An 11,569-nucleotide genomic window follows, 5' to 3' on the forward strand; every position below is an offset into this window, starting at 1 on the left:
GGTGCTATTTATTTACTTAACGACGCTATCGGCGCTTAACCACTGCTCGCCTTGCCGCTATGCATCCGCTAAGAAGCGCTCTGCGACCGATGATATTGGCCGCAATGTTCGCTTCATCAAGTACCACTGAGTAACAATCGGTAAGTGTTCAACATTGCTGGTTAATCAAGCTTCAATTCAATACTTTTTATAAGCACTATGCTGCCTTTATAGCCCGTTAGCAAGGTTTATGATTGGCCTTAAAAGCGCAGGTTTTTATAATAAAACTGCTTATCGTGTTCACCAATCTCTCGCAGCACTTTACAAGGATTCCCCACCGCTACCACGTTAGCCGGAATATCTTTGGTTACTACACTGCCAGCACCTATCACACTGTTTTCGCCAATGCTAATACCCGGCAATACCACAGTATTTGCGCCTATCCACACATTATTGGCAATATCGATAGCAATGTTAAATTGTGCCGCTTTACGCCTCGGTTCTGGGTCGATAGGGTGACCGGCGGTGGCCAAGGTAACATTTGGCCCTATCATCACCGAATCACCAATATAGATATGGGTATCGTCTACCAAGGTAAGATTAAAATTAGCATAAACATTTTTGCCTAAGTGGGTATGCTTGCCCCAATTAGCCTGCAAGGGCGGCTCTATAAAACAGTTATCGCCCACTTCTGCAAAGATTTGCTTTAGTAAGTCTTCACGCAGCTTTATTTGCGATGGCCGACTTTGGTTATAGTCATAAATAACTTCTTGGCATTGGGTTTGTTCCGCAAAAATATCCTCATTAAAGTAATACACCTGCTGGCTGTGTTTTTGATCTTCACTATCCATGGCACCCTCTCATTCATGAGCTAAATCTAGTTACATAATTTGGCACTGTAACAAGGCTTTACCGTGGATTCTTGGCCTAAGTTCATAGTTACCCAAAAGAGGATAACTAAACAGCGCTTTTATACTTAGGTAAGTTTTCAGCAAGTTCGGTGAGACTGGCCACGACCAACTTGGCTTGTATTTCCCAAGGGTCAAACACCGTTTGTTTTGAGCGCTGAATCCACGCTGCCTGCATGCCCGCAGAAATAGCGCCGGTAACGTCAAAAGGATTGCTCGAAATCAGCCATGCCTTATCCGCAGTCGTATTAGCTTGCTGTAAAAAATACGCATATACCGCGGGATTGGGTTTGAATGATTGAACGTCATCGGCGCTCACCACACTTAGAAATAAGTGGTCTATTCCAGCTGTTTTTAATAACAACTCTACCGCCTCACGTTTGCCATTAGAAAAGGCAAACATTTTAAAACCAAGGCCCTGTAGTTCAGTCAAGCCTTGCTTTACATCGGCATGTGCTGGCAACACCTTATAAACATCCAACAAGCGTTGCTTTTGCTCGGCGGTTAAGGCTATTTGAAAAACTTGGCAACAGTAATCAAGGGCTTGTGCAGTGCATACTGCAAAACTTTGGTAATTTTGCATTAAGCCACGCCGAAACGAGTATTCTAGCTGCTTGTCTCGCCACATTTGAGAAAACGCTGGGGCTTGCTCTCCCATCAGAGCTTGTAACTGTTGCTCTACACCACGGGTATCGATCAACGTACCGTATACGTCAAAGGCTAAAGTCATTGTCATTTTGATTGCCCTTTGGTGTGGCTACTTATCAATTAGCAATAAAACTGTAGCGCAAACAAGCGAGACAGCACTTAAAAACAGCGTCCACTATAACTAGACTTGAACGTTCGCTCAATGTAAATTGAACAATTGTTCAAGGTTTAACTAGGTGAAGCTAATGGCTAACTCCGCTAAATTTAATCGCCAAGACGTAGTACAAAAAGCCACAGAGTTGTATTGGGAAAAAGGCTTCCACGCTACATCTATGCGTAACCTTCAAGAAGTCATAGATATGCGCCCCGGCAGTATTTACGCCAGTTTTGGTAGCAAAGAAGGCTTGTTTAGTGAAGCCTTAGATAACTATGCCAACTCAAGCATAGAACAACTTTACGCCTGTAAAGCCGAGGCAGCCTCTCCTATTGCCGCTTTAAAGTTATTTTTAAAAAAAGCACTAATAGATAGCCGAAAAACAGCGCCTAGTGGTATGTGTATGCTGGTAAAAACCGTAGCAGAATTAACTGACGACAATGCCGAACTGCTCGAACAAACCAAAAAGCTGCTGGCGAAGGTAGAAGCCGAATTTACCAAAGTTCTTAATGAAGCCAAATTGGCTGGCGAGTTACAAAGCGATAAAGATACAGCCCAATTAGCCCGTCACCTGCAAGTGCAAATTATTGGCTTGCGCACATACTCGCGCGCCCACGATGGTAATGCCCCCATCAAACAACTCATAGAAGAGTTATTTGAACACAGCTCATTTACCACCGCGTAAAATTTTTAAACCAGCCCCCACTTAGAATATTTGTTCATTGTTGTACTAGGAAAGTAAATGCAGGCCTTAAATCATTTTTCCCAAACTCGCTTAGCTTGGCTGAGTTTATTGCTATTTATGGTATTTTTTGAAGCATGCGCATTAGCGTTCCAGCATGTTATGAAGCTACCGCCCTGCGTCATGTGTATTTACGAGCGTGTAGCCATGTTAGGCATTGCTGGCGGCGCAATCATTGGTTTGTTAAACCCCAACAATCTATTAGTGCGAATACTTGGCTTTGCCGCTTGGGGAGTGAGCGCAGCATGGGGTTTGCAACTGTCGATAACGCATACTGATTTACAAATGAATCCATCGCCCTTTGCCACGTGTGATTTGTTTGTTAGCTTCCCAGGCTGGGCCCCCTTAGATCAATGGTTGCCATGGATGTTTCAAGCCTATAGCTCCTGTGATGTGGTGGACTGGATATTTCTAAGCCTAAGCATGCCGCAGTGGTTGATCATTATTTTTGCGGCTAATCTTATCGCGCTGGTCGTCATGGTAATGGCTCAGTTTTACGCAAAGCCGACACCCGTTTAGATTCTAAACGACTACGGAAATGTGGCAGAGCAGAGTTGATCAGCTTAGCGTTAGTCTATAGGCCCATTACATAAAGCGGGTCGTCTTTACTTTGTATCACCGCCAGCACTATATATTCAGGTTTGCTCACTTCACTTTCAGCCTGTACCGAGTGAACAACAACACAATCGAAATGACTAGGCTTGTTTTAAGCTTGGTTTCATCCAACTCTCTTCTTTAGAAGGCCAACCGAACCGCTATTAAAAAGTGTAAATATTAGCTCTCACGTAAGCCTACAGTTTCTGTTCTTCTAAATGGAGAGCTCAAACTAACCATAGTGCTAGCCACTCCTGTTGACCTAATACTCATATTCTGTGTGTTTTCGATTTGTGACTTCAGCAATAGGAATCTAGCTATTTTCAAGCAGGGCGAGTGAAGCGCGAACCCTCATAATTAGCAACAAGCCAAGTGAACAAAATTCAACCATGTTAGCATTTTACTGGGAACTAGAAGATCCGTAGAGATCTCAGATAATACATAAGGAATGTAAAATGATAACAGCAAAACAGTCGATGACTTTGCCATGGCGATCAGCCCTTGGCTTAGCCGCACTTTTAAGCATCTCAAGCGTACATGCAGACACCTGGCATTTTAGAGGTACACCCAATAACTGGGCCAGTACAGCAATGAGTGAAGTTAACACCCACCTTCACCAAAGTTGCCAAACATTTTCTGCCACTAATGCCCGTTTTAAAATTGACCATTATGGCGATTGGAATGACAGCTACCCTGCTGATGATTTTTTAATAAGCCAAGCTGGTAGTTATCAAATAAGCTTTAACAGCAGCGATAAAACCATCACCGTTGATTCGGTAAGCCAATGTGAAGACCCTGCAACAAGCACCAGTAATCAGCAAACTAATACGACAGATACTCGCTTCTATTTTGATGCCAGTGACTTTACCAGCACTCCGACTATTTGGGCTTGGATTTCTAATGGCAGTGCCATTTCTCAGTTAGAAGGATACAGCTGGAATAGCCAACAAAGCTTGTTGGTAGATAGTGACAGTGGTTATTACTATTGGCGCTTACCGAGTGCTTATCAAGCAGAGTTAGATGCCGGTTTAAAACTCAACTTTATCATTGATAAGAATGATGAATTTAGCCGAAACAACAGCGGATGCTACAGCGAAAACCGTTGGTACCAAAGTTTAGCTACTTGCTTAGATAAACCCTTTCAACCTTATATAGGGCCTTACCTCACTTTGCTTCAGCCGCAATATTCGGGTGACTACAATACCGCTAGCATCTTAGACCCCAGCGGTAACATGGTGATCAACTACGAGTTAAGCGGCGCTGATAGTAACTTTAGCGCTGCGGTGTTTTACCGCCCAGCTGGCCAAACTAGCTGGATAGAACAAACAGAAGATGAGGTAGCCCCCTTTGGCGAAGGTTGGGGAAAAGTTCACCATATCACTCTCACCAACTTACAAGCCGATACCGAATATCAATACAAGGTAATTGGGCCAACCGGTAAGTTTTCTGCTGAATACGCATTTAAAACCGCGAGTACCAATATGGATTACAGCCGCTTTTTAGTGGTGGGTGACATGCAAGATGAACAAGGCGAACAGCGCTGGCACGATATTGCCCAAGCCATTAGCAGTGAGCACATGGACGACTTTGACTTTATTATTACCGTAGGCGACATGGTAAAAGACGATGTTAGCCATAGCTCTGAACGCTTTTACTGGTGGAAAGTATTTTTTGATAAAGGCCAACAGCTGTTTGCTTCTAAGCCCATCATGCCAGCAATGGGGAATCACGATACACCAGGTAATATCGGGGTCAGTGATTCAGAGCAATACTGGAGCAATGCCGAAGATACCCGTTCATTTAGAAAATACTTTTATCTGTCTCCAGATATGAGCTACCCAGACTATTACAGCTTTAGCTATGGTAATGCTTGTTTCATGAGCGTTAACTCAGAAATCCCGGTTTTTTATGGCCGTCATCCAGAACGAGATAACGGCAACAATGCAGCAACGCAAGCCAACTGGCTACAGCAAGAGGTAAACAAAGCACAGGCCTGCCCTTGGAGTTTTGCTTATTTTCATGTGCCACCTATTAACCCTGCAGGCGGCAAAAGTGAAGTGGCTTTTGTCCGCCCATATACTGATTATTTTAATCACAAATTAGATTGGTCTATTACTGGCCACGTGCACGAATACCAGCGCCTAAAACCAGTACATGCAACCAGTAACACTTTAGATTTTAATTAATCGGGTTATGGCCGAACCGCTGATAAAGGTGTGGGGTATATGATTGCCGCTCCTGCTGGTCAATGGCCTCGAAATACTACCAGTAGCAACATGCACCAATTGGCGTTTTACCCGCATAACAGCAGCGGTACCGCTTACGAAATTGGCTTTAGCATCATCAATGTTTCGGCCAATAATTTTGAGCTGAAAACCTATGGTATGGGTAGCGTGGGCGACAAAGTTCAGCCTTCTGGTTACCGCTCTGGCGACGACAGAAGCAAGCAGCTCATGGATACTCTGAGTTATAGTAAACTGGCCTTAATTGCTAATGCAGGTCCAGATATTAATGTGAATCAAGGCGACACTGTGAGCTTTGATGGCAGCGATTCACAAGCCTTAAGTGGCTCTATTATTAGTTACCAATGGTCAAACGGCTTAACCGGAGTGTCTGCCAGCAAGGTCTACTCAGAACTGGGCAGTTTTCCGGTAACGCTTACCGTTAAAGATAACCAAGGAAATAGAGCTACCGACAGCGTAGTGGTGACGGTGCTTGATCAATCAGCTAACTACAAAAAAGATTTTGAGAGCGTTGATTTTCGTGGAACTGCAAACAGTTGGGGAAAAACCGCGATGAACTTAATCGGCGACAATACCTGGCAACTGATAGTGAACGTTACCGATAGCCAGCCCAGTTTCAAATTTTACGCCAACGGAAAATGGTATGGCGATGACCAAGCTGATGGAGAAACCCACAGTAACGAGCGCGCCAATATTGCCCTTTCTCAAGGACCGGGTTTGTATCAAATTACCCTCACTGACCATACTCGACAATATCGAGTCACAAAGTTGTAAACCCCCTTTACCAATAATCAAAAATCCCAGAGCACAAAGCTCTGGGCTTAAAACTGTTAGCCGTTAACCATTTAGCACTTTTCTTATTTTAGTATTGCGCGCCAAAAACTTGAGTCCAATATTGGCCATAAGTACTGCTGCTGTTTTCGCTCATGCCTGCACCTAGCTCGGTGTAGTTAGCACTCATGATGTTTGAACAGTGACCGCTGCTTTTTAACCAGCTAGACATTGCATCATCTAAGGTACGGTTACCTGCAGCAATATTTTCGCCCACGTAAGACGAGTTGTAACCCTGCCCTCTGGCACGGCTAGAAGGGCTAGAGCCGTCTAATCCGGTATGTGAGAAAAAGTTATAGTTTGCCATGTTAGTTGAGTGCTCTTCGGCAGCCAACTGCAAACTTAAGTTAGAACTTAATGGCTCAACGGCTGGGTAATAAGTACCGCCACAGTTACGCCCTACACTTCGCGCTTCATTTACTGCTTCTAGCATTCTAGCTTGAATAGTATCTTCTACTGGATCACTTGGTTCGATTGGGTCAACGGGATCAACCGGGTCCGTTGGCTCAACAGGGTCCACAGGATCTGTTGGCAACACCGGGTCCTCAGGGTCAATGGGATCAACCGGATCGCTAGGGTCAACCGGATTGGTTGGCTCACTAGGATCTTGGCCGCCAGGATCAGTGGGTTCAACAGGGTCAGCAGGCCCACTAAGGCCAAGTAATAACAATAAAAATTTAAAGAATGACATATATTTCCTTATATCGTCTGGGTAGTGAGGCTCCTAAGCCAAGGGATCATTAACTACACATCAAGCTGGTAACAGCTATACACTGTGCTATACGATCCCTCGGTAACCATAAGCGTTCACTAACTATTTGGTTTTCCTCATAAAAGCTTGCAATAACGCTCTACTTTTACAAGGGATAAAAATATTACATAACTACAAATCAAAAAACATGATCTTGATTATGTTTATAATTAAATTATCAATAACACCTATAAGCCATTAATATTAAGAAGATTATCCTAAGATTCATTGTAGGGAGCGGATGTTAAACATGAAAAGCGCTACGATTTGCTTGGCAATGTAGCTCACCAACAAATGATTAAGCCTCTCGGTACCTTTAAATGCTAATTAGAGTTCTGAGCCTGCTGTGTTTACACACTCAATATGTATCAAACAGACTTTTATAAAGTGAAAGCCCAGCTAGCTAGGCTTTTAATCAGAAACTCATTGCTTATTGCTTTTCTCAGCGTTGCGCTCCAAATACCTGAGTCCAATACCGGCCATAACTACTGCTGCTGTTTTCACTCATAGCGGCACCTAGCTCAGTGTAGTTAGCATTCATAATATTTTTGCAGTGGCCGGTGCTGCTTAACCAACCGGACATCGCGCTTTCTAAAGTGCGTTGCCCCGCAGCAATATTTTCGCCAACGTAAGACCAGCTATAACCGTGCGCCGTAGCGCGAGTGGCTGAGCTAGATCCGTCTAGTCCGGTATGAGAAAAGAAATCGTAATTGGCCATATTGTTTGAGTGCTCTTCAGCGGCGAGTTGCAAACTTAGGTTGGAACTTAGCGAGGCTACCGCAGGGTAATAGTCGCTACCACAGTTACGCCCTATACTTCGTGCTTGGTTTACGGCCTCTAACATACGAGCTTGAAGGGTATTGTCTGTTGGCTCTGTTGGCTCTGTTGGCTCTGCAGGTTCTTCTGGATTAACCGGATCGTTAGGTTGATTTGGTGTGGGCTCGCCAGAGTCAGATGAACCACCACAGCCACTAAGCCCTATTAACAACAATAATAATATAAAACGAGACATGCACATCCTTATCATGCGTAAAGTCAGTGAAAACAAGCCCTTTAGAGACATTAAGTACTCACTAACAATTAAATTAATAAGGCATAAAAACACATTGAGATGGCAAAATCCATGAATTTTTCATCAATAAAAAATATCAAACTATTCGCCCTGTTAGCTTAAATAGACGCTTCTATATAACCTGTAGACCAACGCAGCAACAGCCATTTGAGTAAATATTCGAAGCCACTCAGTAACTGGCGCGATGCTAAAAAGCAATCACAAACTCTCCGCTACTACTTGTAAATAGATTAAATATCTACTGCGTATAAAGGGTGTGGGTGGGCTAATACAAAGTGCTGCCAAACATGCTGATACACTTCGCGTTGATTAGGAAACGGCACCATGGATTGAGCCTCTTCAATTCCCACCCAACGATAGTCGGTATGTTCGTGATTTAATACCACAGCTTGGTTTGGAGGACAGATCACCACAAACACCGGAATAACTTGCATTACATTGCTGTTGGCTTCAAAAAACTGCTCAAGAATCTGCCCGTTGTAAAGCTGAGTGACCTCTATCTGAGTTTCTTCTTTAAACTCGCGCACCATTGCTTGCCACGCCTTCTCGTCGCCCTCTATATGGCCGGCTACATGGCACCAATAATTGCCCTTGCTGCGCTTCATTAACAGCATTTTGGTTTGGCTATTAAATTGCGATAAAGCCACTCCAGAAACAATCGACGTATCTAGCGGAATCATCTTTAACGTCTCCTTAAGTCTTAATGGTAATAACCTTAAACCATGGCTTGGCGAATCACTGTTTTCCAGTTTTCTGGTGCCGCGCGGCGAATGTCAGACAAGTAAATTTCATGATGTTTACCCCGCAGTTGACTGCCACTATCGCTAATAAATTGATGAACCCGCTCTACCGTTGGCCCCTCTTCAGAAAACGGCCCCACATGTAGAGTTTGTGCACATTTACCTTCAGTAAACTCAGCAAAGCGAACTAGATCTATAGCGGCCAAATTTTTCTTGGTGTTGACTTGTTTTATCGCCTCAGCTACCCGCTCCGTGGTCACCCACTCTGGCTGCATAATCATCATCGTCCAAATCCAATTAGCCTTGTTGTCGTTTACAAAGTCACTCATATCTTCCGCCCACCACAGGCCTTCCAGCGGCATTACTGCGTAATCAATTCCCACGCTCTTCTTAATCATAAACTTAAGGGTATAGGCGAGTGAAAACAGCGCCTCTACCGCTGCTTGGTAACGTTCAGAGCCAGGCTCACCCTGCCCATCTACCATTAAAAAATTCATGGTCGGCACATCGACTAGCGCCACTTTTTTAGCTGAAGGGCGATAACACTGCTTTAATTCTTTTTTAAAGTCTATTTTGCTCATGCTTGTACTCTAAGGGTGATAAACCAACAACGATATGAATACCGTCAGCATACCGCAAAACACAGCTCTCGTGCTGTTACTGTAGTTAAGTAGTTACCTTATGTTATGGCTGATAAAAGCCTGAAACAAAACCGGTGGCCTCGCAATTTGGGCTGCTAAGAATGACCAAACTGGTTTCATCTACAAGGTATTCTTGCTCGCAGTCCGTATAGGGGTGATTAAACTTAAGTTGACCATTATCAGCCAATGTGGCCTGCATGCCATCGGTATTGATGAGGGTTAAATCCGCAATTTCTAAGTACTCTCCTGCAGCGCTATATAAACCACTATTGTCGGCAGTCGTCATTGTCAGGGTTTGTTTGCTTGGGCGCTTAGTATAGAACCGGGCATCCCCACAATTAGTACTAAACTGCACGGCTTTATCTTGTATCGGCGTGAAGCTGTAAACATGGCTAGCCAAATAACCAGAAGGATATTGGCAGGCGCTGTCTTCTGTATACTCGGTGTTTGCTTGCACAGAAATACGCACTAAGCCACGCTGTTCCACTTCGCGGTCAGTGTAATAGTCATCCCAAAATAATACTCGTCCATTGCTGCTCACCACAGCAACATGATCGTCGGCAGTGTCACGGTAAATCCCTGCAGTATTCAATGTGTTGTTGGGGTTAATAGGTTGGCCGCCTTTATTGCCGCCGGTATTGTTGCTGTTACACGAACTCGCGTTGGCATTTTTTGAACAAAGGTTAACGCTCCCCTGTTCTTTACAACCGCTAACAATGGCCAGTAACGCTAAGATTGCATATGTGATTAGTTTTTTCATTTTGTTGCCTTTGCTCTCATAACCACTTACACAATAAAAGTAGTGGTGTAGCTCAACGCTGCTTGTCTATAGAAAAGCATAAAACAACGGTATTTTTTTAGGCAACGAGGACCTTAAAGCCAAACTGTTAGCCTAAGTCGATTAGGCACTCCCTCTACTAATTAACGCACTTCAAGTTAGATTAGCGCGGACCAGAGGCAATAAACTTAGCTTGGGCTTTGGCATAAATCAGCTGATCGACACATAACGATGCAGTGAGCGAATAAATGCCTCTGCGCTCGCCAACAAGCTGAGCACTTAAGCGTAAGGTTTGACTCACAGGTATAGGCCTAACAAAGCGAACCTTTAGCTCGGCGGTCATTGCCTCTACTCCTTCAAAGAACAATCGATTCACCATTGCGTCGTCTAATAAAGTGCTGATAACACCGCCATGTAACACCCCACTATAACCTTGATACCTATCCCCAAGCTTTACCGTTGCCCATGCTTCTTTTAGTTGATTTAGTGAGAACGTCACCCCCATGGAATAGGTGTTTAGTTGCGGATCACCACAAGCGATGCAATGTTGGTGGTTCGCGGGTTGTAGCTTATTCACTGATTATTTCCCTAAGCAATATTTAGTCTCCATTAATAGCATATGCCATAAATAAATCACACAAGTAATTGGCATATGCCAATTACTTGTGTATGGTTAACTCATCACATTAGGAGCAAAAATGCCTAGACCAAAGAAATGCCGCCGTATTGGGGGCGCTCCCGCCCACCGTTGCTTTAAACCTAACGGCGTACCGATGAGCAAATTAAACAAAATAAACATTCTGCCCGAAGAGCTAGAAGCACTGCGCCTAGCCGATTACCACAATATGAGCCAACAAGCCGCCGCAGATCAAATGGGTGTATCACGGCAAACCTTTGGCAACATTGTTAATCAGGCGAGATACAAGGTAGCCGCCAGCTTAATAGAAGGCAGCGCACTACTATTTGAAGAAGAGAATATTGAATAAAAGGAAGCAAACCATGATTTATGCCGTAGCAAATGACCAAGCTTTAGTCGCTAATCACTTTTCTAAAGCAGAGCAATTTTCATTTTTTACCCACAACAATAGCTTAATTGCCAACTGGGAGAATCCAGCGGCCAACGCTGAAGCCTCTTGCAGTGATAAAAGCGCCATTATCACTCAATTACAAACCATGAAAACCGAGGTGGTGATTGTGCGTAATATTGGGGAGCGCGCCTTAGCCAAACTATTAAAGGCTGGCATTAAAGTCTTTCAAGTAGGCCAGAAAACCGAAGTAAAAGCAGCCACCACCAGTGACTTGTTAGAACTTAACCACCCTAGCCAAGGGCGCGCTTCTACTCAGTACAATAAAAACCATCATTGCGAAGACCGCCAACAAGCCAATCGCTGTTGTGGCCAATCAAATAAACGCCACCATAGATCCAGTCGCTCAGGAAAGGCCTGCTGTAGCTAAACCATTATTGGCTAACTAGATGAATTAACCCGT

Annotated in this window: 14 protein-coding genes; 6 read left to right on the forward strand and 8 right to left on the reverse strand. The window is 44.0% G+C overall.

Annotation, left to right across the window (positions count from 1 at the left end):
* Nucleotides 1–239: 239 nt before the first annotated feature.
* Together FFR00_RS04730 and FFR00_RS04735 are read right to left on the reverse strand one after the other, a co-directional pair.
* On the reverse strand, nucleotides 240–830 hold the full coding sequence (locus FFR00_RS04730; protein ID WP_137672215.1) for a sugar O-acetyltransferase: 591 nt from the start codon (nucleotides 828–830) through the stop codon (nucleotides 240–242).
* A gap of 106 nt (nucleotides 831–936) precedes the next feature.
* Nucleotides 937–1,623: a haloacid dehalogenase type II gene (locus tag FFR00_RS04735; protein WP_137672216.1), complete on the reverse strand. Its 687-nt coding sequence runs from the start codon at nucleotides 1,621–1,623 to the stop codon at nucleotides 937–939.
* 157 nt (nucleotides 1,624–1,780) lie between these two features.
* Here FFR00_RS04735 and FFR00_RS04740 point away from each other — a divergent pair, with 157 nt between their 5' ends.
* The 4 genes from FFR00_RS04740 (at nucleotide 1,781) to FFR00_RS04755 (ending at nucleotide 6,042) form a co-directional block, all read left to right on the forward strand.
* Nucleotides 1,781–2,374: a TetR/AcrR family transcriptional regulator gene (locus tag FFR00_RS04740; protein ID WP_137672217.1), complete on the forward strand. Its 594-nt coding sequence runs from the start codon at nucleotides 1,781–1,783 to the stop codon at nucleotides 2,372–2,374.
* Between the two features lie 57 nt (nucleotides 2,375–2,431).
* Entirely contained in the window at nucleotides 2,432–2,950 is a 519-nt protein-coding gene (gene dsbB / locus FFR00_RS04745) for a disulfide bond formation protein DsbB (protein WP_137672218.1), read from the forward strand.
* 530 nt (nucleotides 2,951–3,480) lie between these two features.
* On the forward strand, nucleotides 3,481–5,211 hold the full coding sequence (locus FFR00_RS04750; RefSeq protein WP_137672219.1) for a metallophosphoesterase family protein: 1,731 nt from the start codon (nucleotides 3,481–3,483) through the stop codon (nucleotides 5,209–5,211).
* Between the two features lie 39 nt (nucleotides 5,212–5,250).
* The gene (locus FFR00_RS04755; protein ID WP_137672220.1) at nucleotides 5,251–6,042 is read left to right on the forward strand and encodes a PKD domain-containing protein; all 792 of its coding nucleotides are present in this window, start codon (nucleotides 5,251–5,253) and stop codon (nucleotides 6,040–6,042) included.
* Between the two features lie 88 nt (nucleotides 6,043–6,130).
* Here FFR00_RS04755 and FFR00_RS22010 read toward each other — a convergent pair whose 3' ends face one another.
* The 6 genes from FFR00_RS22010 to FFR00_RS04785 all read right to left on the reverse strand — a co-directional run bounded on the left by FFR00_RS22010 (nucleotide 6,131) and on the right by FFR00_RS04785 (nucleotide 10,658).
* Nucleotides 6,131–6,790: a CAP domain-containing protein gene (locus FFR00_RS22010; RefSeq protein ID WP_137672221.1), complete on the reverse strand. Its 660-nt coding sequence runs from the start codon at nucleotides 6,788–6,790 to the stop codon at nucleotides 6,131–6,133.
* A gap of 502 nt (nucleotides 6,791–7,292) precedes the next feature.
* Complete coding sequence (locus tag FFR00_RS04765) at nucleotides 7,293–7,862, reverse strand: CAP domain-containing protein (protein ID WP_137672222.1); 570 nt, start codon at nucleotides 7,860–7,862, stop codon at nucleotides 7,293–7,295.
* A 290-nt stretch (nucleotides 7,863–8,152) separates the two neighbouring features.
* Nucleotides 8,153–8,602: an NUDIX pyrophosphatase gene (locus FFR00_RS04770; RefSeq protein WP_137672223.1), complete on the reverse strand. Its 450-nt coding sequence runs from the start codon at nucleotides 8,600–8,602 to the stop codon at nucleotides 8,153–8,155.
* A 35-nt stretch (nucleotides 8,603–8,637) separates the two neighbouring features.
* Complete coding sequence (locus FFR00_RS04775; protein WP_137672224.1) at nucleotides 8,638–9,243, reverse strand: GyrI-like domain-containing protein; 606 nt, start codon at nucleotides 9,241–9,243, stop codon at nucleotides 8,638–8,640.
* 103 nt (nucleotides 9,244–9,346) lie between these two features.
* The gene (locus tag FFR00_RS04780; protein ID WP_137672225.1) at nucleotides 9,347–10,063 is read right to left on the reverse strand and encodes a hypothetical protein; all 717 of its coding nucleotides are present in this window, start codon (nucleotides 10,061–10,063) and stop codon (nucleotides 9,347–9,349) included.
* 181 nt (nucleotides 10,064–10,244) lie between these two features.
* Entirely contained in the window at nucleotides 10,245–10,658 is a 414-nt protein-coding gene (locus FFR00_RS04785) for a PaaI family thioesterase (protein ID WP_201798694.1), read from the reverse strand.
* 121 nt (nucleotides 10,659–10,779) lie between these two features.
* On the opposite strand from FFR00_RS04785, the gene FFR00_RS04790 reads away from it, so the two are divergent.
* Nucleotides 10,780–11,067 carry a DUF134 domain-containing protein gene (locus FFR00_RS04790; RefSeq protein WP_137672226.1) on the forward strand — a complete coding sequence of 96 codons (288 nt, stop codon included), beginning with the start codon at nucleotides 10,780–10,782 and terminating at the stop codon, nucleotides 11,065–11,067.
* 13 nt (nucleotides 11,068–11,080) lie between these two features.
* The gene (locus FFR00_RS04795; RefSeq protein ID WP_137672227.1) at nucleotides 11,081–11,536 is read left to right on the forward strand and encodes a NifB/NifX family molybdenum-iron cluster-binding protein; all 456 of its coding nucleotides are present in this window, start codon (nucleotides 11,081–11,083) and stop codon (nucleotides 11,534–11,536) included.
* Nucleotides 11,537–11,569: the final 33 nt, after the last annotated feature.

Source organism: Agarivorans sp. Toyoura001, from assembly GCF_005405585.1.
Lineage (GTDB): Bacteria > Pseudomonadota > Gammaproteobacteria > Enterobacterales > Celerinatantimonadaceae > Agarivorans.